Origin of the sequence: Deinococcus arcticus (assembly GCF_003028415.1) — a bacterium.
Taxonomy (GTDB): Bacteria; Deinococcota; Deinococci; order Deinococcales; family Deinococcaceae; genus Deinococcus; species Deinococcus arcticus.
The window spans coordinates 38,548-63,017 of record NZ_PYSV01000019.1 but is presented as its reverse complement, the minus strand read 5'-3'; the positions used below and the strand labels follow the sequence as shown (position 1 = coordinate 63,017).

Here is a 24,470-nt window from a genome sequence, read left to right as displayed (position 1 = left end):
GCAGATTTCGATTTGAATAGCGCTTACGTTGAAGCTAGTGGAATTACCGGATTTACGAATGCAGTAACCTATAAAATAGTTCTTCCCAAAATAAATAATCCGGATCTACAACTGATCGTTTACGGCGCAGCAAAAAAAACTAAACTATTATAGTTCAGAGCAAATCCTCGCGACAGCCTCCAACGTGAAAATTGTGCGCTTGGATTCCTCTGATCTTTATAAATATGACAGAGTTCTATTGGCAGATGCGAGCAGTAAAAGCACAAATGCCATAGCTACGGATAAAGATGGTCTTAAAATTTTAGGTGCTGATTTCAACGTGCCTTTCAATCTCAGAGACCCCAGAATTTACTTTCCATTGGGAACAAACGGCTATCTTCCTAGCCACCCTATTGCAGGCTTTGAAAATCCACTGTCAGCTCAGGATCTGAATGAGCAGAATATCGTCGTATCGCCTAAGTGTTACAGAGGTGATCAAGAAATGCCCCACCCCAATGGCGGAGTTTCTGGACAGAGCATAGTGGTTTGCACGGTACCCACAACGGACCCTGATTTTGGCTGCCCCAACCCTGGCGAGATAACACCTGAGTCTCTCAACTCTCCTATTCAAACCTTGAACAAAATAGGTGTTCTTTGCATAACGGGCAATCAGCCGAGCAAGCCGGCATGCCCCACCATTCCTCAGAACTTATTGTCTGATTTAAACAGCGCGCGCCAAGAGATTGGCCTCGCGACGCCCGATTATTCGAAAGCTTCAGCAAATTTCATAGCAGCTAAGAATGCCGCTCTTAAGGCACAGCCTAGAGCGAAGCTCTATTATGCTGCCCGAATGGTAGAGGCACAATACGACATGGCAATGGCCGGAAAGAGAATCCAAGATGGCAAGAATAGGGAACAAAGCACACTGAGAAAAATTAATGACTTTAAAAAACAATACCCCTCCTGTTTTGACTAAGTAGACGAGGCAAATAACTCACATCTGTAGACAGTCTCACCATTCATGAAAAATTCAGCCCGCCGCGCTACAGTGGCGGGCTGAACTCTGTGCCCCCAGGAACTGGGCGCGGCGCACGAGCAAGGAGCCACGATGATACAAGCCGTAACGCCCGCCCCGGCGAAGAGCACTGGGGGCACGAAAAAAGTGGGATTCATCAGCCTGGGGTGCCCCAAGGCGCTGGTGGACAGCGAGCGCATTCTGACCCAGCTGCGCGTGGAGGGCTACGAGGTGGCCCCCAGCTACGAGGACGCCGACGCAGTGATCGTGAACACCTGCGGCTTTATCACGCCGGCTGTGGAAGAGAGCCTGAACGCCATTGGCGAGGCGCTGGACGCCACCGGCAAGGTGATCGTGACCGGCTGCCTGGGCGAGCGCCCCGAGAAAATCATGGAGCGCCACCCCAAGGTGGCCGCCATTACCGGTAGTGAGGCCGTGGACGACGTGATGGGCCACGTGCGCGAACTGCTGCCCATCGAAACAGACGCCTTTACCGGCCTGCTGCCGGTGGCGGCCCCCGGCATGCGCCCCGAGCGCGAGGCCACGCGCCACGGCGACGTGTTCGCGCCCAGCGTGAAGCTCACCCCCCGCCACTACGCCTACGTGAAAATTGCCGAGGGCTGCAACCACACCTGCTCGTTCTGCATCATTCCCAAGCTGCGTGGCCTGCAGGTCTCGCGTGACGCGGGCGCGGTGCTGTACGAGGCGTTTCGCCTGATTGCGGGCGGCACCAAGGAACTCATGATCATCTCGCAGGACACCAGTGCCTACGGAGTGGACGTGCGTTACCGGGAAAGCGAATTCCAGGGCGAGGGAGTGCGCGCCCACCTGACCGATCTGGCCGCCAAGCTGGGCGAGATGGGCGCCTGGGTGCGCATGCACTACATCTACCCCTACCCGCATGTGGAGAAACTGGTGGAGCTGATGGCGCAGGGCAAGATCCTGCCCTATCTGGACGTGCCGCTGCAGCACGCCAGCCCCAGTGTGCTGCGGCGCATGCGCCGCCCCGGGGCCGGCAAGCAGCTGGACACCATCCGCCGCTGGCGCGAGATCTGCCCGGAGCTGGTCATCCGCTCCACCTTTATCGTGGGCTTTCCTGGCGAGACGGAAGCGGAGTTTCAGGAGCTGCTGCAATTTCTGGAAGACGCCCGCCTGGACCGCGTGGGGGCCTTTGCCTACTCCGACGTGGAAGAAGCCGACGCCAACCGGCTGGACGGCCCTGTGCCCGAGGAGGTCAAGCAGGAGCGCCTGGCCCGCTTCATGGCGGTGGCCCAGCGCATCAGCGCCGAGAAGCTGGCCGAGAAGGTGGGCCGCGTGATGGACGTGATCGTGGACGAGTTCAACGATGACGACGACGATCAGCCCGGCACCAAGCTGATTGGCCGCACCAAGGGCGACGCCCCGGGTATTGACGGGCAGGTGTACATGTACGCCGGGGACTTCGCCGGGCAGGTCAAGATTGGCGACATCGTGCGCGTGCGGATAGAGGACAGTGACGAGTACGACCTGTACGGCGAGGTCGTCGAGAGACCTGAGTGGAAGCCCAACGTGCCGCAGCTGGGGCATTTCGGGCGGCATTAGGGCATTAGGGGGCGTTTTCGCGTCCGGTCTAAGCGTCGAAGGGGCTAAGGGCCGAGAACAGCAGGGGCGCCGGAGCAGTCTTCTGGCGCCCCTGCCCTTTGCGCCACAGATCAGCACGCGCTGGCCGGGACGCGCAGGTATGCTGGCTGCACACCCCCTCTCCCCTGTTCCCAGGAGCGCACATGCGAAAGACCCGGCTCACGTGGACCCTGCTTGGCCTCGGCCTGAGCTCCTCGGCGGCGGCCTTCTGCGGCTTTTTTGTGGCCAAGGCCGACAGCAAGCTGTTTAACCGCACCAATCAGGTCATCATTGCGCGCGACGGCAACCGCAGCGTGTTCACGATGATGAACGACTATTCCGGCGACGTGAAGGACTTTGCCCGGATTGTGCCCATTCCGGTGGTGCCCCGGCGCGAGGACATCCGTATTGGCGATCCCAGCATCGTGCAGAAGCTGGACGCCTACAGTGCGCCCCGGCTGGTGGAATACTTCGACGAGAACCCCTGTGCGCCGCCGCCCCGGCCCATGCCGACCACGGCGACCACCTCGGCCCCCATGGAGGACCGCGCCGCCGCGCGCGCCCAGGCTCAGGGCGTGAAGATTGAAGCCAGCTATCAGGTGGGCGAATACGACATCCTGATTCTGAGCGCCCAGCAGCAGACCGGCCTGGCCGCCTACTTGCGCGGCGAGGGCTACCGGCTGCCTGCCGGCGCGGACGGAATGCTGGGAAGCTACATCAAGGGCGGCATGAAATTTTTCGTGGTGCGGGTGAACGTGGAGCGCTTCGAGAAAGCCGGGGGCGGCTTCCTGAATCCCATTGTGCTGTCGTACACCTCCGAGAAGTTCATGCTGCCCATTCGCCTGGGCACGCTGAATTCGCCGGGCGAACAGGACCTGACAGTGTATCTGCTCTCGCCGCAGGGGCGGGTGGAAACCAGCAACTACCGCACGGCGCCCATTCCCACGAACAAGGAGGTGCCGCTGCTGGTGAAAAATCAGTTCGGGCCCTTCTACCGCCACGTGTTCCGCCGGGCCTACGAACGCGAGGGCAAGAGTGTGGCCCTGCTGGAATACGCCTGGAACACCAACAACTGCGATCCCTGCTCCACCGAACCGCCCACCCCCGAGGAACTGCAGGCCGCCGGCGTGTTCTGGCGCCAGGAAGACGGCTGGGGCCGCCCCGCGCCGGTGCCCGCTGGCAGCGCCCCGCCCAGCGGTCCCGCCAAACCCGTGTACCTGACCCGGCTGCATGTGCGCTACACCGCCGCCACCTTTCCCCAGGACCTGCACTTCAAGGTCACGAAGAACCAAGGCACCTTCCAGGGTCGTTACATCCTGCGCCACCCCTACAAGGGAAGCGCGAATTGTCAGGCCATGAACACCTACCGCGCGGACCTGAAGCGCCGCGCCGAGGCCCAGGCGCAGACTCTGGCGAACCTGACCGGCTGGGACATCAACCACATCCGGCGGCGCATGGCGCAGGGCCAGTAGGCCCGGGGGACGGCGTTGTAAGAGTTTGCCCCGTAGACTTGCCCCCGTGAGCCCTGATCTTCTTCTCGTGGTGTTCGCCGGTCTGCTGGGCCTGCTGGTGGGCTCGTTTTCCAACGTGCTGATCTGGCGGCTGCCGCGCGGCGAGAACATCGCCTTTCCGCCCAGCCACTGCCCGCACTGCAACCACCGCCTGGGCGTGGCTGATCTGGTGCCGGTGGTCTCCTGGCTGGCCCTGCGGGGCAAGTGCCGGTACTGCGGGGCGCCCATCAAGGCGCGCTATCCGGTGGTGGAACTGCTGACCGGGGTGGGCTACGCCACGGTGGCCGCGCTGTTTCCCCCGCTGGTGGTCGGCTGGGGCGCCCTGGGGCTGATGGTGCTGCTGACGCTGCTGCTGGTGGGCAGCGCCATTGACCTGGACACCTACACCATTCCCGATGAACTGACGTTGCCCGGCGTGGCCCTGGGGCTGGCCTTTGGCGCCCTGAACGGGTGGTGGGGCACCTCTGCCCTGCCGGACTTCGCCGGGGCCGTGCAGGGCGCGCTGCTAGGCGCCGGGCTGCTGGTGGCCATCAACCAGTTCGGCTCGTGGGTGCTGCGGCGCCTGCGCGAGCGGCAGTTTCCCGAGTTTCCGCTGGGCTACCAGCAGATCAGTCTGGCGCTGCTGGCCGGGGCGTGGCTGGGCCCCTGGTGGGGCGCCGGGGTGGGCCTGCTCTCGGCGGGGGTGAATCTGGCTGCCCGGCGCGTGGTGCGCGTGCCCGAACTGCTGACGCTGGGGGGCCTGCTGATCAGCGTGACCCTGGGCAGCGCGGGTGTGGGCCCCGGCATGATCCTGATGGTGCAGGGCGCCCTGGCCGCGGCCGGGGCCGTGTCGCTGGTGTGCGGCGTGTACTGGTGGCTGCACTGGCGCCGCCACCGGGAAGACGACACCCCGGACGCCGACGCCGGAAGCGACGCCAGCGCCATGGGATTCGGGGACGTGAAACTGGCCGCCGTGATCGGCGCGTTCCTGGGCTGGGAGCGGCTGCTGGTGGCGGTGGTGGTGGCGGTGTTTGCCGGCGCCCTGTTCGGCCTGGTGCAGATGGCCGCGCGGCGCGAGAACCGGGTGAAGTTCGGCCCCTACCTGGCCCTGGGCGCTGTGGTGGCCCTGATCTGGGGCGGGCGCCTGGTGGCGGAGTACCGGGGAATGCTGGGGCTGTAGTGGTTGATGGTTGATCGTTGATGGGTGATGGACAGGGCGGGTGGTCCTCGGGGGCCACCTGCTTTTTTCGCCGTTGAGGGAGCTGGCCCATGTGCCACGCCCTGCCCCGTCCTTTCACCATCACCCTTCCATCATCACCTTTCCCCCCAACTGGTCAGACCAGTCCTCATGCGTTATACTCGGTTCAATTCCCGCTTTCCCAGAGGTGCCCATGACGCAGTCCGCCCCACCGGCCACCACCTCCGACCTGCAGGCGCTGTTTGAGCGTCAGCGGGCCCACCGCTGGACGGCGGCGCAGACCACCCCGGCGCAGCGGCAGGCGGTATTGCGCCGCCTGCACGACGCCATTCGCCGCCGCCGGACCGAGCTGGCCGACGCCCTGCGGCTGGACCTGGGCAAGAGCCGCGCCGAGGCCGAAATTACCGAGCTGCACCCGGTGCTCGAAGAGATTCAGCACGCCATTCGCCGCCTGCCGCGCTGGATGGCCACCCGGCGGGTAGACACCCCGGCGGTGCTGATTGGCGCGCGCAGTGAGATTCAGCCGCAGGCGCGTGGGGTGACCCTGGTGCTGAGCCCCTGGAACTACCCGGTGAATCTGGCGCTGGCGCCGCTGGTGGCCAGCCTCGCGGCGGGCAACACCGCAGTGCTCAAGCCCAGCGAAAAGGCCCCGAACGTGGCCCGCGCGCTGGCCGCGCTGCTCTCAGAGGTGTTCGAGACGCAGCTGGTGGCTGTGGTGCAGGGGGACGCCGACGTGGCCCGCGCCCTGACCGAACTGCCCTTCGACCACATCTTCTTTACTGGCAGCACCGCCGTAGGGCGCCACGTGATGCGCGCGGCGGCCCAGCACCTGACCAGCGTGACCCTGGAACTGGGCGGCAAGAGCCCGGCCCTGATGGACGCCAGCGCCGACCTGTATACCAGCGCCGAGCGGCTGGCCTGGGGCAAACTGCTGAACGCCGGGCAAACCTGCGTGGCCCCCGATTACGTGCTGGTGCCCGAGGCGCAGCGGGACGCGCTGCTGCTGGCGCTGGACGAGGTAATTGCCCGGCGCTACGGCGACCGCGCGTGGCTGCGCGCCGGCCCCGATTACGGCCGCATGGTGGACGCCGCCAGTGTGGAGCGCCTGGAACGCCTGACCCGCCAGAGTGTGCAGGCCGGCGCGCGGGTGGTGCGCGGCGGCGAATTCAGCCCGGCCGAGCGCTTTATTGCCCCCACCATCGTGACTGATGTGACGCCCGACATGCCGCTGATGCAAGAAGAACTGTTTGGCCCCGTACTGCCGGTGCTGACCTACCGCACCCTGGACGAGGCGCTGGCGCTGATTCGCCGCCTGGACCCCCCGCTGGCCCTGTACCTGTTCACGGGCGACGACGCGGTGACCCGCCGCGTGCAGCGCGAAACCACCAGCGGCGGCATGGTTGTGAACGGCACGGTGGTGCACCTCAGCAACCCGCACCTGCCCTTTGGCGGCGTGGGCGCCAGCGGCATGGGCTCGTACCACGGCGAACACGGCTTTCTGGCCTTCAGTCACCAGCGCGCGGTGCTGACCGAGCCCCGGCGCAGCCCGGTGCGCTTCACCTACCCCCCATACGGCCGCCCCGGGCCGCGCTTTGTGGCCTGGGCCCTGCGCCTGCTGGAACGCCAGAGTGGCCCCCGCGACTAGGCCGTGCAGGACCTGACGGCCGCCGTGACGGCCGGGGGCCGTTCCAGCCGCTTTGGTTCGGATAAAGCGCTGGCCCAGGTGGACGGACAAACTCTGCTCCAGCGGGTGTGTGCCAGCCTGCAGGGGTGCGCCGTTCGGTTGATTGTGGCTCCGGAAGGCCGGTACGCGGTGCCGGGCTGGCAGGTGGTCCCCGACACCCGCCCCGGCCAGGGCCCGCTGGCTGGCCTGGAAGCCGCCCTGCGCGCCGCCCCGCCCGGCTGGGTGGCCTTTGCCGGCGTGGACCTGCCCGATCTGACAGAGGCCCACTGGCAGGCCCTGTGGCTGGCCTGCACCGCAGAGGCCCGGAGCGTGCAGGCGCAGGACGCACAGGGACGCCCGCAACCGCTGGCGGCGCTGTACCACACGGGCCTCCTGCCCCGGGTGACCGCGCTGCTGGACAGCGGCGAGCGTCGGTTACGGCTGGCTGCCCCTCCAGAGAACACCGTCCTGATGCCAGGGCTGCCGCCCCTGCGCAATGTCAACACGCCTGCCGACCTGGGGCCGTAGAGAACTGACAATAAAAAAGCCGCCTCTCTGGGCGGTGATGTCCAGAACTATAGCGCCGTATGCGGGGGGCGTCAAGGCCATGCAGTGGGGCTGCGACTGTCCTTGATGGTCTCCGTGACCCGACCCGGCGTCTGTGCTGGCCCCTCATACGGACTGCCGTCCATTTCCGTACCATCCGGGAAGGAGCCGGATGTTCCCCGCCTTCGGCGCTGTTCCAGCCCAATTCCTGGACATCCGCATTTGTTCCTTCTTCCTCCGGGCGGAAAAATTCCGTAACATATTCCGGAATCCGTATCAGCCGTACTTGGCCTTGTGCTCCTTTTTCAGCCGGGCGTACTCCTCATTGGCCTCGGCCTCGTCCCACTTGGCCTTGAAGATGCGGGCGGATTCGGCCTTGACCGGGTCTTCGGGGGTGCGGGGCAGTTCGGGGCGGCCGTGGGCGCCGCTCCGGCCCTTTTTATCGGCGGGCACCGGGCCGTCGTACTTTTTGCCGCCCTTGTGGTTGGCATAGCGCCGCGAGCGGGTAAAACCCATCTGCAGGAATTTACGCGCCATGTCGGCGCCCACGAAGTCCCCGGCCTTCAGGTAGGCCAGGAACAGGGTGTAGATGGTCTCGCTGCTCTCGCGGGCCAGTTCTGGCGTGGCAAAGCGCCAGTGCGGCAGCAGTTCGCCCTTGTACGGTTGCACCAGCAGCACGCCCTGTTCCCCCACGCCCACCCGGTACAGCTCGGGGTGGGCGCGCAGGTCCAGCGTGCGGTAATCAAGGGAGTAATCGAATTTCGGCATAAAGGAGTGATGGTGGATGGTGGGCAGGTGATGAAGGACCGCCTTCGTCCATCCACCATCACCTACCATCCGCTCAATTCATCCGCTCGTCGTCCATCATGGCCTGCAGCATCCAGCGGATCTTGTCCACGGTGGCGGCGTAGCCGTTGTACAGGTCGGCCGTGGCGGGGTCGTTGGCGTCGTCCACGGTTTGCGAGTCGTCGCGGTAGCCCCGGCCCACGCGCGTCAGGTCCGCCACCAGATCGCTCACCTGGGTGCGGGCGTCGCGGACCGTCTCAGTGGGCACGGTCACGGTGCTGTAGCGCTCGATGTCGGCGGGCGCCGCGATAGGACTGCCACCCAGGGCCACGAGGCGCTCGGCCTGCTCGTCAATGGCGGGGAAGATCATGGCAATGAACTCGTCGTAGGCCAGATGCAGGTCGCGGAAGAAGCGCCCTCGAATGTCCCAGTGGTACTTCTTGAACTTCAGGTACAGGCTGATGGTGGTGGCGAGGTTGCGCTGCAGGGTCTCGGCCACCGTGCCGAATTCATCCTCGGTGAGGTAGGCGTGATCCACCAGGGCGTTGTTCGTGGCGTTCAGATGTGCGGCGTCGGCATTGGCGCGGCCGGTGGGCTGCCCCGCTGCCGGCTTACCGTCGCTGGGGGCCGCGCTCCGGCTCCCGCTCTCAGCCAGGGCGCCAGCACCCCGGTTGGCCCCCCGGGCGCCGCGCTCGCCCGCCTTCTGGCCGCTCTGGGCTTTCTTGCCGTCTGCACTCTTCTTGGTCATGGGGCCACCGTACCCCCACCCTCCGCCTCCGGCCTATACGGCGTTTCTTCACGCAAGCGTGAACAGCAGGCGCTGGCCGTCCACGCTCAGGGCCACCCGGCCCCCCTCCAGCCCCTCGGTCAGGTGCGCGCTGACCACCGCGCGGTTCAGGACCACCGCGCCCGGGCCAGTCATGGTGAGCCCCAGCGCGACGCACACGCGGGCCAGCAACTCGTCCACGGTGCCGGGCGCCGCCGCGACCGCCGCCTGCACGGCCGCAGTGGTCCGGTCATAGGCGGCGAGGTTGGCCGCCGCCAGCCCCGGCAGATCAGCGGTGGGTGCGCCGTGCCCGGGCAGGGTCACCTGCACGCCCGCCAGCGCCCCCAGCGCCGCCGCACTGGCCTTCTGGGCGGCCGAATCCGCGCAGAAGGTCAGGGGATGCTTGGCCAGCGCCTCCGGGCCAAACAGGGCGTCGGCGGCGTACAGCAGCTCCCCACAGCGAACCGCCACCATCTGCAGGGCGTGGCCCGGCACATCCAGCAGCTCCAGGGGCACGCCGCCCAGAATCAGGGGCCCGGTGCCCGGCAGGGGGCGCGCCGGACTGGCCGGGGCCAGCAGGAACTTGGTCTGCAGTTCCCGGGGGGGCCGGGCCCCGAACAGCCCCAGCGGTTCCAGCATCGGGTGGGCGATGATGGCCGCTTCCAGCGGCGGCGCCCAGACCTCCAGGTCAGGCCAGCGCCGCAGGACAGTGGTGTTGCCGCCGTGGTGGTCGGCGTGGCTGTGGGTGTTCAGCACGGCGGTGGGCCGCAGCCCCGCGCCGTCCAGCGCCCGCAGCAGCTTGCGGGCGTGGCCCTCGTCCAGGCCGGTGTCCACCAGCAGGGCGCCGCCCTGGCCGTCTTCAAGCACCACACTGTTCACCGCGCCCGGCAGATACCACGCACCAGGCACCAGAGGCTGCAGGGTCATGCCTGCAGGGTAGCGCCCGGCCGCGCTGGGGGCCTCAACCTCAGCACCAGCCGGCCGGCCGCTGGGCTACGGTGAAACCTATGGCCGTTTTGCTCGTTCCTCTTCTGGCCGCACACGCCTTGGCCACCGCTGGGCTGTGGGTGTGCGGCGCGTGGCTGTGCCTGGCCCCGTGGGTGGAATGGCGCTCCCGGGCTGCCTGGCGGCCCCGTTTTCCTGGCCTGGTGCCGCTCATCTCTCCGCTGTTGCCAGCTGCGCTTCTCTGCTGCTGTGCAGGTCTGCGTCAGATCACCAGCAGTGTCTTGGCACTGCTGTCTCATCCAGGGGCTGCGGCGGCCTCGCCCACTGTCTTCTTCCTGGGCTGCGCCCTGCTTGTGGCCAGCGTGGCGCTGCACTGGTGGCAGTACCGTGAACCCTCTGTGGGCCATTGGCTGGGTCTGCGGTCCTGACTGTACAGGCAATCCCCTTCCCGGCCCCGGAGACTTGATCCACGCGCCCCCGGTCCAGGTGTAGGCTGCCGGTCATGGCCTCCGGCGAACGCAGCCCGTTCATGACATGGTTTCTGGAAACCAATCAACCTGAACCCCAGGGCTTTTACGAAGAAGAGCAGCAGGTGGCCGCCCAGCACCACACCCAGCCGTGGTGGAAGGTGATGTGCCTGACCGGCGTGGACTACTTTTCCACCCTGGGCTATCAGCCCGGAATTGCCGCGCTGGCGGCCGGGGCCCTGTCGCCCATTGCCACGCTGGTGCTGGTGCTGGTCACCCTGTTTGGCGCGCTGCCCATGTACCGCCGAGTGGCGGAGGAAAGCCCGCACGGCGACGGCAGTCTGTCCATGCTGGAGCGGCTGCTGAGCTACTGGCCCAGCAAGATTCTGGTTCTGATCCTGATTGGCTTTGTGGCCACCGGGTTCGTGATCACCATCACCCTGTCGGCTGCCGACGCCACCGCCCACCTGATTGAAAACCCGCTGCTGCACGAGGCGCTTGAAGGCCGGCAGGTGGGCGTGACGCTGGTGCTGCTGGCACTGCTGGGGGCCGTGTTCCTGAAAGGCTTCAAGGAAGCGGTGGGCATTGCCGTGGGCATCGTGGTGCTGTACCTGGGCCTGAGCGTGGTGGTGGCGGGCAGCGGCCTGCTGGAGATTCTGCGCCAGCCAGAGCTGCTGAGCGGCTGGTGGGGCGCGCTGGGGCAGGCGTACGTATCGCCGCTGGCCATCATCGGCGCGGCGCTGCTGGTCTTTCCGGCGCTGGCGCTGGGTCTGTCGGGTTTTGAAACCGGCGTGGTGGTGATGCCGCTGGTCAAGGGCGACCCGGACGACAAACCGGCCAAGCCCCTGGGCCGCATCCGCAATGCCAAGAAACTGCTGACCAGCGCCGCCCTGATCATGTCGGTGATGCTGCTGGCGTCCTCGGTGGTGACCACGCTGCTCATCCCCCGGCACGAGTTCTGGGCCGCCACCAGCGTCACCAAGGCGGTCAGCAGCGCCGATCTGGAGCGCGGGCGCGCCGTGGTGAACGTGCCGCTGGACCACCCCACCCGCCCACGCGACATCTACAGCCTGCAGGTACCCCCGGGGCGCACCGGCACCTTTACCCTGCAGGCGAACACGGTGGGCGGCCCCGTGCCCCTGACCGTGACTGTGACCCCGGCTGGCCCCACCGCCACCGTGAAGGTGGACACCCCGCCCGGCAAGGCCAACGGGCGCGCGCTGGCGTTCCTGGCCCACGACCGCTTCGGTGAGGGCTTTGGCACCCTGTACGACGTCTCGACCATCCTGATTCTGTGGTTTGCCGGGGCCTCGGCCATGGCGGGGCTGCTGAACATCGTGCCGCGCTACCTGCCCCGCTACGGCATGGCCCCGGACTGGGCGCGCGCCACCCGGCCCCTGGTGCTGCTGTTTATTGGCATCAGCGCGCTGGTGACCATTCTGTTCAGGGCCAACGTGGACGCCCAGGCTGGGGCCTACGCCACGGGCGTGCTGGCCCTGATGACCTCGGCGGCCGTGGCAGTGTTCCTGACCGAACTGCGCCGGGGCCACCGCGCCGCTGCGGCGGCCTTTGCGCTGGTGAGCGCCGTGTTCATCTACACCAGTGTGGTCACGGTGCGCGAGCGCCCAGAAGGCCTGTACATCGCCCTGCTGTTTATCGGGGCCATTCTGGCCGTCAGCGTGGCCTCGCGCATCGGGCGCAGCACCGAGCTGCGGGTGCAGCGCGTGAAGCTGGACGACACTGCCCTGGCCATGCTGCAGGAGGTGGGCGCCCGGGGCCTGCCGGTGCGCTTTATCGCCAACCATCTGGACGAGGGCAACGATCTGGAGTACCGCGAAAAGGCCCTGGACGTTCGTCTGGGCAATCACCTGAGCCCCGGCGAGGCCGCGCTGTTTCTGGAGGTGGCCATCCGGGACGCCAGCGACTTCAGCACGGCCGTAAACGTCACGGGCGTGCGGGTGGGCAGCCACCTGATTCTGCGCGCCACCGGCTCCAGCGTGCCCAATACCCTGGCCGCCGTGCTGCTGCATGTGCGCGACCTGACCGGCGTGCCGCCCCACGTGTATTTCGAATGGAGCACCAAGGGCCCGGCCGTCAACGCCCTGCGCTTCCTGCTGGCGGGCGAGGGCGACATTCCGCCCCTCACCCACGAGATTCTGCGGGTGGCCGAGCGCGAAGAGGCCCGCCGCCCCCGCGTGCATGTGGGAGAGTAAGACGGCTTCCGAACAATGCCGCCACGTGTTCCGGCATTGTTCCGGCCGGAGGGACTCGCAGAGCTGCGCAGCAGAGCAGGAAAGAATCCGGATGTCCGGGAACTGGACTGGAACAGCGCCGGAGGCGGGGAACATCCCCCTTCTCCCCGGATGTGACGCACATGGACGGCCGTCCGTCTAAGTCCCGGCTGCTCCGCGCCGTCCCGTCAGGGGAAACGGTGCGGGGTCTGCGGCCCCCCCAGGGTGTAGCCTGCCCGGCGTGAGCGCCGCTCCTGTTCCCTTTCGCCCCTCCAGTGCCCAGCTGGGCCTGATTGGGGCGAATTTTCTGATGTGGGGCGGCTTCTTTGCGGTGATTCCCCTGGTCACGGTGCACTTCAGCGGGCCCGGGGGGCTGGGCTGGTCGGCGGCCAGCGTGGGGCTGGTGCTGGGCCTGCGCCAGCTGACCCAGCAGGGCCTGACCGTGTTTGGCGGCGCGTGGTCTGACCGCCTGGGGCCCAGGCCCCTGATTCTGTGGGGCTGCGCGCTGCGCACGCTGGGCTTTGCCTGGATGGGCTTTGCTGAGACGCTGCCCGAACTGCTGGCCGCCGCGCTGCTGGCCGGCGTGGGCGGCGGGCTGTTCGACGCCCCCAAGAGCGCCGCCATCACCCAGGTCACCCGGCCCGAGCACCACACCCGCATGTTCAGCCTGACCAGCCTCTCGGGCAACGCGGGCATGGTCACCGGGCCCCTGCTGGGCGCGCTGCTGCTGGGGCTGGGCTTCCGCACCGCCGCCCTGGTGGCGGCCAGCGTGTATGTGCTGGCCGGGGCCGTGCTGGCCCTCACCCTGCCCGGGCTGCGGCCTGCCGCGCAACCCGGCAGCCGCCTGGGGGGGCTGCGGGAAGCCGCCCAGGACGTGCCCTTCCGGCGCTTTACCCTGGTCCTGATCGGCTATTTCATCCTCAGCACGCAGATCAACGTGGCCGTGACCCTCAAGGCGGTCTCGCTGGCCGGGCCCGGGGCCACCGGCCCGCTGTATGGCCTGTCGGCGGGGCTGGCCGTGCTGCTGCAGTACCCGCTGCTGCGCCTGACCGAACGCCACCTGTCCACCCGCACCGCCCTGGTGGGCGCCGTGAGCCTGGTGGGCCTGAGCCTGGGCCTGATGAGCCTGGCCCACACCTTCGGGGCCCTGCTGGCCTGCGTGGCCCTGTACAGCCTGGGCACCATGATCGTGTATCCCACCCAGCAGACCCTGACCGCACGCTTTGCGCCGCCCGAGCGGGTGGGCAGTTACTTTGGGTTTGCGGCCATTTCCCTGGGCGCCGGCGGCGCCGTGGGCAGCGTGCTGGGCGGCGCCCTGGTGGACGCGGGCGCCGCTGCTGGCCTGCCGGCCCTGCCCTGGCTGGTGCTGGCCGCCATCGGCGCGCTGAGTGCCCTGGGCCTGCGCTGGGCGCTGCGCGGCCTGGAGACGCTGCCGGAGCGGGGCTGAAGACAGACGCCAGCCCCACGCGGTGCGAAAGCGGTTCTATGCGGGCTGGCACAGCGGCGCAAATATATAGGGGAGCAAAGAAGTGGACGGCCCGGCGTGAAGTTGATCAGCCGGACCACCCGCAGTGCGTCATACGGACTGCCGTCCATTTCCGTAACATCCAGGAAAGAGCCGGATGTTCCCCGCCTTCGGCGCTGTTCCAGCCCAATTCCCGGAAATCCGCACCTTTCCTGCTCTGCTGCGCAGCTCTTCGAGTCCCTCCGGTCGAAAAAATTCCGTAACACATTACGGAATTTTTCGGAAGCCGTATCATACGGTCTGCCGTCTGTTCCGCCGACCCATCGGAACAGAGCCGATGTGCCGACGCCCCGCCCGGAGAGACGGGTTTCTCCTGCTCGCCCTGCGAAGCCGCTCTCCGAGGCCACTCGGATGGAATCGCTGACAAAAGCGATGGAGTCGGAGTTTGTGTCACACGCCAAACCGCCCCCGCTGAGGTGCGGGGGCGGCCAGAAAGCGGCTCAGGGCCTGGAACGGAAGGGGTCCAGGCTCAGGGTGGGCGCGCGTTGCAGGGCCTGCACCCCGGCCTGCAGCAGGGCGTCGGTGCCCTGGGTCAGCAGGCGCAGTTCGGCCTCGCCCTGCGCCCGCGCCTCATCTGGCTGGATGCTCTGGGGGTAAGGCGTGCCGTCGGGCTTGGCGTAGTTCAGGATGGTCAGCTGCACGGCGCCCTCGCCGGCCTGCCACACGCGGGTGGCGGTGTTGCCCACCCCGGCCGTTTCCTCACCGATCACCGGGCCACGCCGGGCGTACTGCATCTCGAAGGCAAAGAATTCGCTGCACGAGGCGCTGCCGCTGTCCACCAGCACCGCCACCGGGCCGGCCCACAGGTTGGGGTTGCGCACGCTGCCCAGCAGCTGCCCGCCCTCCACGCGCGTGCCCCGGCTGACCACGGTGCGCGCGTTGCCGTCCGGGCTGCGCGCCACCCGGGTCAGGCTGGGCACAAAGGCGCTCACGGCGCTGTCGCACTCGCTCAGGCTGCCCCCACCGTTGCCGCGCAGGTCCACGATCAGGCCACTGGCGCCCCGGGCCTGGGCCTGCCCCACCAGATCGTGCACGCCCTGGGCCACGCCCCCGCCCGACAGAAAGGTGGGAATGCGCAGCACTGCCACCTCGCTGCTGCCGGCCCCCGGCACAAAGCTCAGGCGCGGCAGGTCACGGGTGCTGCTCTCGCGGGCGGTGACCGTCACCGTCAGCGGCTGGCCCTGACGCTCGGCGCCCAGGGTGATGGTGCGGCCTTCTTCACGGGCGCGGCGCAGGTCCTCATACACATACGGCTGGCCGTTGAGGGTCAGCAGCACGTCGCCCCGGCGCAGCCCCGCCTCGGCGGCCACGCTGCCGGGCACCACCTCGGTCACCACCCGGTTCTGGCCGTCCAGGCGCGCCAGTTTCACGCCAAACTGCAGGCGGTTGCCCCCTGTGACGCTGGCCACGAATTCCTGGTAATCCTCGGGGGTCTGGAAAAAGGAGTGGTCGTCGCCCAGGGCCGTCAGCTCGGCTTCCAGGACCGGGTAGGCCTTGGCTTCGTCGCAGGTGGTGGGACTGGGCGCACACACGGCGTCCAGTCGCGCCTGATACTCGCGCGTCAGGGCCTCGCGGTCCACGGTGGACAGGCCGCCGTATTCGGTCTGAATCAGCAGGTTCACCCGGTTAAAAACGGCCTGCGCGGGCGACACCACGCCCTGCGCCGCTGCCCCAGGCAACAGAGACGCCCCCAGCAGCAGCGCGGCCAGACCCGGCGCACGCGCGGCGCGAAGGAGCAGGGAAGCAGGCCGGACCGGGCGGGGCGGCATCTGGGAGGCAGGGGCACTCATTGGTCCCCCTATTCTGCGCCGGGCAGATGGGAATTTGGTGGGGCACAATTGCAACGTTCATCACAGGAAGCGCGCACCCACACGCGCTTTTTCCAGGCCTAGCCCAGGGGCGAGCGCTGGTACAGCTCTACCAGGCGCCGCAGAAACTGCAGGCCCGGTTTCAGGCTGCTGGCCTGCACCCATTCGTCGGTGCGGTGGGCGTTGCCGCCCCGGTACACGCCCACGGCCACGGCGGGCAGGCCGTGGGGCACCGCCGCGTTGGCATCGGTGCTGCTGGAAGCCACGCGGATGTCCAGGCGGCCTTCGCGGGCGGCCTCGCGCACCAGGGGCAGCAGGGGCTCGCTGCGCAGGTCGCCGCCGGGGCGGTCGCCCACCCGTTCCAGGTGCACCCGCACGCCAGCTTCCCGCGCCGCCGCGTGCAGCGCCGAGACGGCCCGGCTGTCCAGGTCCGAGAGCACCCCGGCGTCCAGCGAGCGCAGGTCCAGCAGCAGTTCGGCCGTGCCCGCAATGGAGTTGACGCTGGTGCCGCCCCCGGCCACCCCCACATTCAGCGTGGTGCGCGGGCTGAGCGGCAGGTGCAGGGCGTACAGCGCGCTGATAGCGCGGCCCAGGGCATGCAGCGCGCTGGGGCCCTGGTCGCCCCAGGAGTGTCCGCCGGGGCCGGTGAACACCGCGCGGTAGCGCCGCACCCCCACCGCGCGGGTGACCGCAATGCCCAGGTAACCGTCCACCGCCACAAACGCCCCCAGCGCCGCGCGGTGCCCGGCCAGCAGGTGCTTGGCGCCGCGCAGGTCGCCCAGCCCTTCCTCGCCCACGTTGGCGGCCACCCACAGCGGGCGGCGCAGCACCCCTGCGCCCCCGCGCAGATCGCGCAGCAAGGCAGTCACCACCGCGAGGCTGGCGCTGTTGTCGCCCACCCCGGGGCCAATCAGGCGCCCGCCTTCCTCGCGCACCGTCACGTCGGTGCCGGCCTCGAACACCGTGTCCAGGTGCGCGGCCAGCAGCAGGGCCGGGCGGCCCTCGGTGCCCGCAGGGGTCAGGCGGGTGAGCACGTTGCCGGCCTCGTCACGCTCGGTGGCGTACCCCAGCTCGGCCCACAACCCCGAGATCAGGTCCGCCCGCGTTCCTTCGGCAAAGGTGGGCGCGGGCGTCTGGGCAATGCGGGTGAGGTACGACAGAGGCATTGCGGGCCATTGTAGTGGGCTGTGCGGGGCGGTGCGCGCAGGCCACCGGGGTGCATGGGCAGCACAACAAGGGGCGGCGCGCGGCTTTCTCACCGCGCACCGCCTCCCGGGCCCTGCTTACCGTCTGAGCATGCGGCTGCCAATCATGCCGGCCAGCCCCACCAATCCGGCCTTGACCAGCGGGCTGCTGAGCATGCCACCCGAGGCAAAGGCCGCTTCCAGGGGGCTTTTGCCGTTCTGCGCCGGGGCCTGGGCGGTGCGGGTGTAGGCGTCAATCAGGTCGTTGTCGTCGTCATAGCGCACGTTCTGCACCGGGTTGGCGGGGCTGCGCACAATGGCGTCGCCCATCTGCTGGCGCTCCTGCGGGCTCATCTGCCCGAAGTACTCGCGCATGATCTGGTCGCGCTCCTGCGGCGAGGCGTTGTCCAGGTAGTCGCGGATGTACGCGGCGGCTTCCTGGGGGCTCACCTGCCCGTCGGCGTTGGTGTCGCGGGGGTCCAGGCGGGCCATCTGTTCGTGCCGGTCACGTTGCTGAAAAAACATGGAAAACCTCCTGTCAATAAGGGGGACGCGGCGCGCCCAGGCCCAGTGCCCGGGGCCGCCACAGTCCTGTCAAGGAACGGCCCCACCCTACGAAGCCCGGCACCCGCGCGCGTGAGGGGGGCCTTCAGCAGAGTTGAGGAAGGGAGCCGGGTGGCCGGGTGGCTGCCTCATGCGGCCCAGTGGCCCTGTCAAGCCCCGCCCTTCCCGCGCACCGCCTCCTGCGCCCCGCTTTCCCCACTTCCAAGCTTTTGGGACAATCCCCCGCCCCGCGCTCCGCTACAGTCGGCGCCATATGCGCTCACTGGTGCTGATTGGTCACGGCTCTCACCTGAACGGGGAATCGGCAGTGGCGGTCTACCGCTACGCGGAACTGCTGCGGGCCCGGGGCCTGTTTGACGAGGTGATCGAGGGCTACTGGAAAGAGGAACCGTCCTTGCGGCAGGTGCTGAAAACCACAGCCAGCACGGATGTCACGGTAATTCCCATGTTCATCTCGGAGGGGTATTTCACCGAAACGGTGATTCCGCGCGAGATGGGGCTGGGCCACCAGGGGCCGGTGCCCCAGGGCGGCATTGCCCGCGTGATCGGCGGGCGCACGGTGCGCTACACGCTGCCCTACGGCGTGCACCCCGGCATGCGCGAGGTGATTCTGGCCCGCGCCCGCGAGGTCCTGCCCGACGCCAGCCCCCAGGACACCGCGCTGATTGTGCTGGGCCACGGCACCACGCGCAACGAGAACAGCAACAAGGTGATCTACCAGAATGCCGAGGTGCTGCGCGCCAGCGGCCACTTTGCCGAGGTCCACGCCCTGTTTCTGGACGAGGACCCCAAGGTGGGCACGTGGCCGGACGTGGTGCGCGCCCCGCGCGTGGTGGTGGTGCCCTTTTTTGCCAGTGAAGGCTGGCACACCCTGGAAACCATTCCCGAGGACATGGGCCTGAGCGGCACCGTGACCGAGTTCCCGGACAATCCCCACGGCGCGCAGCAGGTCTATTACGCGAGGCCCGTGGGTACCCACGCGGCGGTGGCCGACGTGATTGTGCAGCTGGCCGAGGAAGCCCACGGCGCCGGGGATCAGGGCGACCATGAGCGGGGCCACGAAGCCGCGTGGCAGGCGTTCATGGACCGCGCCCGCCGGGGCCTGCGGGTGGGCGAAGCCGTGATTACCCCGGAACTGGGCGTGTTCGAGCTGCGCCACATGCTGGACGAGGGCCTGCCGGGCGGCGAACTGACCACCCTGGTCACGCCCGAGGGGGTGCGCGACCGCGTGCGCTTTACCGACGGCGGCGAGCACCGCCCGGTCCACACCCTGCGCAACCTGCCGCGCGGCTGGCGCGCCGTGCTGAACGAGGCTGATCTGCGCCGCGCCGTGCATTACCTGTACCCGGCGGTGGTGGAAGAAACGTACGCCCATTCCTGTCACGCCCTGCGCCATACCCCCTGGCCCACCACCGCGCGGCGCCAGACTGGTATTTACGCCAAGGTGCAGCGCGCCACGCCCGCACAGGTGGAACACGTGGCCCAGGAGATCTGCAGCGGCTGCCTGCGCACTCGCCTGTGGGCCGGCGAGCGCCTGACCCATTCCTTCCTGGACGGCGTGCCCGGCGGCCTGCCCTGCGCCGAAGCCTGCACCTACGTGGTGGCCGAGGTGCGCGAGGAAGTGAGCGGCAAACGCGGCGCGGGCAGCGGCCACAGCCACGACCACTGATACGGATTCCGAACCATTCCGTAAGCGCATGACGGAGTGTTTCCGACTGGAGAGATTCGCAGAACTACGCCGCAGAGCAGGAACAAATGCGGATCTCTGGGCATTGGGCTGGAACAGTGCCGAGGCGGGGACCATCTCCCTTCTTCCCCGATGTTTCAGAAATGGACCGCCGTCCGTGTGAGGGTGATCAGCGCACGCCACCGGCACCCCTTGCACAGAAGTGACGGCGCCGTGCTTGCGGTTCAGTTCTCCCCAGCCGGCCATCCCAGAACCAGTGCGGCCCCTGCCAGATGGTCAGGGGCCGCACTCTTTATTCAAATTACAGCGAGATCAAGAAGGGGTCTTCCAGGCTCTCGGCAATGAAGCGCACGAAGCGCGCGGCGTCGGCACCGTCAATCAGGCGGTGGTCGTAGGTGAGCGAGAGGGGCAGCATGTTGCGCGGCTCGAAGGTGCCCGTTTCCTTGTTCCACACGGGCTCCATGCCCCCGCGCGAGACACCCAGGATGGCCACCTCGGGGCTGTTCACAATGGGCGTGAAGGCGTGCCCGCCAATGCCGCCCAGGTTGGAGATGGTGAAGGTGGCACCCTGCATCTCGTCGGGCTTGAGCTTGCGCTCGCGGGCGCGGCCGGCCAGCTCTGAGAGTTCCAGCACCAGGTCGGTGATGCTCTTGCGGTCGGCGTCCTTGACCACCGGCACCAGCAGGCCCACGGGGGTATCCACCGCCACGCCGATATTCACGTAGTCCTTGAAGATGACCTGATTGTTCTCCAGGTCCAGGCTGGCGCCGAACTTGGGGAACTTGCGCAGGGCATTCGCCACCACCTTCATCAGGATGTGGGTCATGGTGAGCTTGCCGCCCGCCTTTTCCACCCGGGCGCCGTAGCGCTTGCGCACCTCTTCCATCACGGTCACATCGGCCTTGTCAAAGTGCGTGACCATGGGAATCTGCGTGCTGGCCGTCATGGAGCGCACGGTGGCCTTGCGGATGCCGCTCATGTCCTCGCGGGTCACGGGGCCCCACTTGGCAAAGTCGGGCAGGGGTGCGGCGGCCGTGACCGGTGCAGCGGCGGCAACAGCAGCCGGCGCAGCGCCAGTCGCATCCACCGGGGCCGGCGCGGCCCCGGTGGGTGCACCGCCGGTGCGGCGCACGTCTTCCTCGCTGATGCGGCCGGCGATGCCACTGCCCTGCACCCCGCGCAGGTCCACGCCCAGTTCACGGGCCAGTCGGCGCACGCTGGGCGCCGCCGGAATGATGGGGCGGCCATCGTAACTCTGGGTGTTATAGGGCCGCTCGGCGCCGGGGGCCTGGGTGGGCGGGTGGGCGCGTTCCGGGGACACGCTGGCCGCGCCCGGGGGCCGGGGGACCTGGGTGCTGAGGCTGGACACGTCCGGCGCGGCGGCAGACGCCGGGGCCGGGGTGCCGGGGGCCGCCGCTGACGCCGCCGTACTGGCCCCGCCGCCCAGGGTGGCGATCACACCGCCCACCTTCACCGTATCGCCCACCTTCACGTTCACGCTCTGCACGGTGCCCCCTGCACTCGCGGGCACCTCCACCACGGCCTTGTCGGTCTCGATCTCGATGACAGGCTGGCCCTCTTTCACGCTGTCGCCGGGCTTGACCAGCACCGTGACCACCGTGCCCTGCTCAATGTTGTCGCCCACATCCGGCAGGGTGATGGCGGTGGATGATGGCTGGTTGCCCGTTGATGGAGCAGGGGCCGCCTGCGCCTTCTGGCTTTCCAGCTGGGCCGCTGCCACGCGGTTGGCGGTGGCAGGATCGCTGGCAGTGGCCGGGGCATCCGGCTCGGCGGAGGGGGTGCCGGGGGCCGGGGTCTGCCCGGCGCTGGCCTCGGTGCCTGTGCTGGCCGCAGCGCCCAGGGTGGCAATCACGCCGCCCACCTTCACGGTGTCGCCCACCTGCACGTTCACAGCCGCCACGGTCCCGCCGCTCTCGGCCGGCACCTCCACAACCGCCTTGTCCGTTTCAATCTCAATGATGGGCTGCCCGGCCGTGACCGTATCGCCCGCTTTCACCAGCACAGTCACCACGGTGCCCTGCTCGATATTGTCGCCCACATCGGGGAGTTTCAGTTCTGTGGTCATATGTTCTCCTTCGGAGAATGTAGAAAGTTGATGGTTGAATGTTGATGGTTGACAGTTCTTTCTATCAACCGTCAACCATTCACCATCACCGCAAGACCGGCGCTTCGCGTTCGGGGTCAATGCCGAAGTCGGCAATGGCGCTGGCCACCACCTCGCCCTTCACCTTGCCGTCGCGCTGCAGCGCGTACAGGGTGGCCAGCACAATGTGGCGGGCGTCCACCTCGAAGAAGTCGCGTAGTTCCTCGCGGGCCTCGCTGCGGCCAAAGCCGTCGGTGCCCAGGGTCCACAGCTTGCGGTCCAAGTGGCCGTTCAGACCGTCGGCGCCCAGCTTCACGTAGTCACTGACGGAGATCAGGACGCCAGGGGCGTTCTCCTTGGTCAATTGCGAGGCCACGTAGGACACGCGGGGTTCCTGGGTGGGGTGCAGCATGTTGTGGCGCTGCGCCAGCAGGGCGTCCTGATGCAGTTCCTTGTAGCTGGTCACGGACCACAGGTCGGCCGCCACGCCGTACTTCTCCAGCGTGGTCACAGCCGCCTGCGCGGCGCCCATGGCCGGGCCGCCCGCCAGCAGCTGCGCGCGCAGCTTGGCCTTGGTGTTGCCCGACTTCTGGTAGCGGTACAGGCCGCGGATGATGCCCTCGCGGATCTCCTCGTGACTGCGGCCGTCGGCGGGCATGGCGGGCTGCAGTTCGTTCTCGTTGTCAATGGTGACGTAGTAGAACTCGTCCATACCGTCCACGTACATCCGCTGAATACCGTGCTCGATGATCACCGCCAGCTCGTAGGCAAACGCGGGGTCGTAGGTTCTGAGGTTGGGCACCACATACGCCTGCAGGTGGCTGTTGCCGTCCTGGTGCTGCAACCCTTCCCCGGCCAGAGTGGTGCGCCCGGCGGTGGCGCCCAGAATGAAGCCACGCGCGCGCTGGTCGGCGGCGGCCCACACGAGGTCACCCACGCGCTGCATGCCGAACATGGAGTACAGCACGAAGAAGGGAATGGTGGGCACGCCGTGGTTGGCGTAGGCCGTGCCCGCGGCAATCCAGGACGCCATGGCGCCGTCTTCGGTGATGCCCTCTTCCAGCATCTGGCCGTCCACGCTTTCCTTGTAGGCCATCAGGCTGCCGGAGTCCACGGGGGTGTAGGTCTGACCGCGCGGGCTGTAGATGCCGATGCGGGGCACGAGGGCGTCCATGCCGAAGGTGCGGGCCTCGTCGGGCACGATGGGCACGATCAGCTTGCCAATTTCCTTGTCGCGCAGCAGCTTGGAGATGATCTGCACGGCGGCCATGGTGGTGCTGACCTGCCGGTCGCCGCTGCCCTTGGCAAATTCCTCGTAGAACTCGCCGTTGGGAATCGTGGGGTGCGGGTACTCCACCTTGCGGGCCGGAACGGGGCCGCCCAGCGCGGCGCGGCGTTCCAGGGCGTACTTCACTTCCGGGCTGTCAGGGCCCGGGTGGTAGTACGCCATGTGCTCCACCTGCTCGTCGGTCAGGGGCAGTTCCAGCAGGTCACGCAGGTTCTTCAGGGTCGAGAAATCCAGCTTCTTGACCTGGTGGGCCACGTTGCGGGCCTGCGCACTCTCGCCCAGGCCGTAGCCCTTGATGGTGCGCGGAATGATGATGGTGGGGCTGCCCTGATGCTCGGTGGCGGCCTTGTACGCGGCGTAGATCTTGTGCACGTCGTGCCCGCCGCGGTTCAGCAATTCCAGGTCGGCGTCGCTCCAGTCTTCAATCAGGGCCTTGAGTTCCGGTGTGTTAAAGAACTTCTCGCGCAGCTCCTTACCGCCAAACGCGGCGTAGCGCTGAGACTCACCGTCCACCAGCAACTCGAAGCGCTTGACGATGTGGCCGTTGTAGTCCTTGGCCAGCAGCTCGTCCCACTTGCCGTCCCAGATGACCTTGATGACGTTCCAGCCCGCGCCGCGGAAGAGCGCCTCGAACTCCTGAATAACCTTGGAGTTGGCGCGCACCGGGCCGTCGAGACGCTGCAGGTTGGCGTTCAGCACGAAAATCAGGTTGTCCAGGTTCTCGTAGGAGGCAAAGCGGATCGCGCCGATACTTTGCGGCTCGTCCATCTCGCCGTCACCCAGGAAGGCCCAGACCTTGGCGTCGCCCTTGGGCTTCAGACCGCGGTTTTCCAGGTACTTGATGAAGCGCGCCTGGTAGATGGCCTGAATGGGCCCCAGGCCCATGCTGACGGTGGGGAATTCCCAGTAGTCCGGCATCAGCCAGGGGTGGGGGTAGCTGGACAGGCCCTCGCCGTCGGCCTGCAGCTCGCGCCGGAAACGGTTCATGCGGCCCTCGTCCCAGCGGCCTTCCAGGAACGAGCGGGCGTACACGCCGGGCGAGGCGTGGCCCTGGTAGAACACGAGGTCGCGGTCCTGCCCGGCGCCGTGGCCCCGGAAGAAGTGGTTGAAACCCACCTCCAGCAGCTCGGCCGCACTGGCGTAGGTGCTGAGGTGGCCGCCAATGCCGTCACTCTTCTTGTTGGCCTTGATGACCATGACCACCGCGTTCCAGCGGATGATGTTGCGGATCTTGCGCTCCAACTCCACATCGCCGGGGTACTCAGGCTGGGCCTCGACATCAATGGTGTTGATGTAGGGGGTGTTCTGCTTAAAGGTGATGGGCGCGCCGTGAAAGTAGGCGTAGTGGTCAAGCTCTTCCAGCAGCTCGGCGGCGCGGTTGTCCCCGGCATCAGCAAACACGTACGCCAGCGAGTCCAGCCACTCCTGGGTTTCCACGCTGTTGAGCTGTTGCCGCTCCTGCGCGTTCATGGCCGCGCGGGGCGGCCGGTTCGGGGGCGTTTTGGTCATAGGACTTCAGCATAGGCCGCGCATTTGCCCACTTCCAACAGCGCCAGGGCGGGGGATTCACCACTGGCGCGCGTGAATGTCTCGCAGCGGCGCGGCCCGCCGCCTCAGCGTGGCTG

Annotated in this window: 17 protein-coding genes; 9 read left to right on the top strand and 8 right to left on the bottom strand. The window is 67.6% G+C overall.

Annotation, left to right across the window (positions count from 1 at the left end):
• The first annotated feature begins 184 nt into the window (after positions 1-184).
• From C8263_RS19040 to mobA, 6 genes are all read left to right on the top strand, one after another.
• Positions 185-955, top strand: coding sequence for a hypothetical protein (locus C8263_RS19040; protein WP_146160727.1), 771 nt, complete (start codon positions 185-187; stop codon positions 953-955).
• 132 nt (positions 956-1,087) lie between these two features.
• Positions 1,088-2,575, top strand: coding sequence for a 30S ribosomal protein S12 methylthiotransferase RimO (gene rimO / locus C8263_RS16025; RefSeq protein WP_107139142.1), 1,488 nt, complete (start codon positions 1,088-1,090; stop codon positions 2,573-2,575).
• A 182-nt stretch (positions 2,576-2,757) separates the two neighbouring features.
• On the top strand, positions 2,758-4,065 hold the full coding sequence (locus tag C8263_RS16020; RefSeq protein WP_107139141.1) for a DUF2330 domain-containing protein: 1,308 nt from the start codon (positions 2,758-2,760) through the stop codon (positions 4,063-4,065).
• A gap of 46 nt (positions 4,066-4,111) precedes the next feature.
• A complete protein-coding gene (locus tag C8263_RS16015) occupies positions 4,112-5,263 on the top strand; it encodes a prepilin peptidase (RefSeq protein ID WP_107139140.1) in 1,152 nt (383 codons plus the stop codon).
• A 211-nt stretch (positions 5,264-5,474) separates the two neighbouring features.
• Entirely contained in the window at positions 5,475-6,926 is a 1,452-nt protein-coding gene (locus C8263_RS16010) for an aldehyde dehydrogenase family protein (protein ID WP_107139139.1), read from the top strand.
• A gap of 3 nt (positions 6,927-6,929) precedes the next feature.
• Positions 6,930-7,472: a molybdenum cofactor guanylyltransferase gene (gene mobA, locus C8263_RS16005; protein WP_107139138.1), complete on the top strand. Its 543-nt coding sequence runs from the start codon at positions 6,930-6,932 to the stop codon at positions 7,470-7,472.
• Positions 7,473-7,766: 294 nt separating this feature from the next.
• Here mobA and C8263_RS16000 read toward each other — a convergent pair whose 3' ends face one another.
• The 3 genes from C8263_RS16000 to C8263_RS15990 form a co-directional block, all read right to left on the bottom strand.
• Entirely contained in the window at positions 7,767-8,258 is a 492-nt protein-coding gene (locus tag C8263_RS16000; protein ID WP_107139137.1) for a DUF4385 domain-containing protein, read from the bottom strand.
• 73 nt (positions 8,259-8,331) lie between these two features.
• Positions 8,332-9,024: a Dps family protein gene (locus tag C8263_RS15995; RefSeq protein WP_107139136.1), complete on the bottom strand. Its 693-nt coding sequence runs from the start codon at positions 9,022-9,024 to the stop codon at positions 8,332-8,334.
• Between the two features lie 48 nt (positions 9,025-9,072).
• Positions 9,073-9,969, bottom strand: a complete 897-nt coding sequence (locus C8263_RS15990; protein ID WP_107139135.1) for an MBL fold metallo-hydrolase — start codon at positions 9,967-9,969, stop codon at positions 9,073-9,075.
• A 520-nt stretch (positions 9,970-10,489) separates the two neighbouring features.
• Between C8263_RS15990 and C8263_RS15980 the strand changes: the two genes are divergently transcribed.
• Together C8263_RS15980 and C8263_RS15975 are read left to right on the top strand one after the other, a co-directional pair.
• Entirely contained in the window at positions 10,490-12,667 is a 2,178-nt protein-coding gene (locus C8263_RS15980; RefSeq protein ID WP_107139133.1) for an APC family permease, read from the top strand.
• Positions 12,668-12,926: 259 nt separating this feature from the next.
• Positions 12,927-14,132, top strand: coding sequence for an MDR family MFS transporter (locus C8263_RS15975; protein WP_503487468.1), 1,206 nt, complete (start codon positions 12,927-12,929; stop codon positions 14,130-14,132).
• A 518-nt stretch (positions 14,133-14,650) separates the two neighbouring features.
• On the opposite strand, the gene C8263_RS15970 is transcribed toward C8263_RS15975, so the two are convergent.
• The 3 genes from C8263_RS15970 to C8263_RS15960 all read right to left on the bottom strand — a co-directional run bounded on the left by C8263_RS15970 (position 14,651) and on the right by C8263_RS15960 (position 17,727).
• Positions 14,651-16,000 carry a S41 family peptidase gene (locus C8263_RS15970; protein ID WP_233218859.1) on the bottom strand — a complete coding sequence of 450 codons (1,350 nt, stop codon included), beginning with the start codon at positions 15,998-16,000 and terminating at the stop codon, positions 14,651-14,653.
• A gap of 98 nt (positions 16,001-16,098) precedes the next feature.
• A complete protein-coding gene (locus C8263_RS15965; RefSeq protein WP_107139132.1) occupies positions 16,099-17,184 on the bottom strand; it encodes a M20/M25/M40 family metallo-hydrolase in 1,086 nt (361 codons plus the stop codon).
• Positions 17,185-17,301: 117 nt separating this feature from the next.
• Positions 17,302-17,727, bottom strand: a complete 426-nt coding sequence (locus C8263_RS15960) for a hypothetical protein (RefSeq protein WP_107139131.1) — start codon at positions 17,725-17,727, stop codon at positions 17,302-17,304.
• A 292-nt stretch (positions 17,728-18,019) separates the two neighbouring features.
• On the opposite strand from C8263_RS15960, the gene C8263_RS15955 reads away from it, so the two are divergent.
• Positions 18,020-19,435 carry a CbiX/SirB N-terminal domain-containing protein gene (locus C8263_RS15955; protein WP_107139130.1) on the top strand — a complete coding sequence of 472 codons (1,416 nt, stop codon included), beginning with the start codon at positions 18,020-18,022 and terminating at the stop codon, positions 19,433-19,435.
• 319 nt (positions 19,436-19,754) lie between these two features.
• Here the strand turns inward: C8263_RS15955 and aceF are convergent, their stop codons facing one another.
• Both aceF and aceE read right to left on the bottom strand, forming a co-directional pair.
• On the bottom strand, positions 19,755-21,539 hold the full coding sequence (gene aceF / locus C8263_RS15950; protein ID WP_107139129.1) for a dihydrolipoyllysine-residue acetyltransferase: 1,785 nt from the start codon (positions 21,537-21,539) through the stop codon (positions 19,755-19,757).
• Between the two features lie 85 nt (positions 21,540-21,624).
• Complete coding sequence (gene aceE, locus C8263_RS15945; protein ID WP_107139128.1) at positions 21,625-24,354, bottom strand: pyruvate dehydrogenase (acetyl-transferring), homodimeric type; 2,730 nt, start codon at positions 24,352-24,354, stop codon at positions 21,625-21,627.
• Positions 24,355-24,470: the final 116 nt, after the last annotated feature.

Coding starts and splice junctions, on each gene's coding strand:
- rimO (WP_107139142.1), top strand. CDS start 1,088: ATGATACAAGCCGTAACGCCCGCCCCGGCGAAGAGCACTGGGGGCACG.
- C8263_RS16020 (WP_107139141.1), top strand. CDS start 2,758: ATGCGAAAGACCCGGCTCACGTGGACCCTGCTTGGCCTCGGCCTGAGC.
- C8263_RS16010 (WP_107139139.1), top strand. CDS start 5,475: ATGACGCAGTCCGCCCCACCGGCCACCACCTCCGACCTGCAGGCGCTG.
- C8263_RS16000 (WP_107139137.1), bottom strand. CDS start 8,258: ATGCCGAAATTCGATTACTCCCTTGATTACCGCACGCTGGACCTGCGC.
- C8263_RS15995 (WP_107139136.1), bottom strand. CDS start 9,024: ATGACCAAGAAGAGTGCAGACGGCAAGAAAGCCCAGAGCGGCCAGAAG.
- C8263_RS15990 (WP_107139135.1), bottom strand. CDS start 9,969: ATGACCCTGCAGCCTCTGGTGCCTGGTGCGTGGTATCTGCCGGGCGCG.
- C8263_RS15980 (WP_107139133.1), top strand. CDS start 10,490: ATGGCCTCCGGCGAACGCAGCCCGTTCATGACATGGTTTCTGGAAACC.
- C8263_RS15970 (WP_233218859.1), bottom strand. CDS start 16,000: ATGAGTGCCCCTGCCTCCCAGATGCCGCCCCGCCCGGTCCGGCCTGCT.
- C8263_RS15965 (WP_107139132.1), bottom strand. CDS start 17,184: ATGCCTCTGTCGTACCTCACCCGCATTGCCCAGACGCCCGCGCCCACC.
- C8263_RS15960 (WP_107139131.1), bottom strand. CDS start 17,727: ATGTTTTTTCAGCAACGTGACCGGCACGAACAGATGGCCCGCCTGGAC.
- C8263_RS15955 (WP_107139130.1), top strand. CDS start 18,020: ATGCGCTCACTGGTGCTGATTGGTCACGGCTCTCACCTGAACGGGGAA.
- aceF (WP_107139129.1), bottom strand. CDS start 21,539: ATGACCACAGAACTGAAACTCCCCGATGTGGGCGACAATATCGAGCAG.
- aceE (WP_107139128.1), bottom strand. CDS start 24,354: ATGACCAAAACGCCCCCGAACCGGCCGCCCCGCGCGGCCATGAACGCG.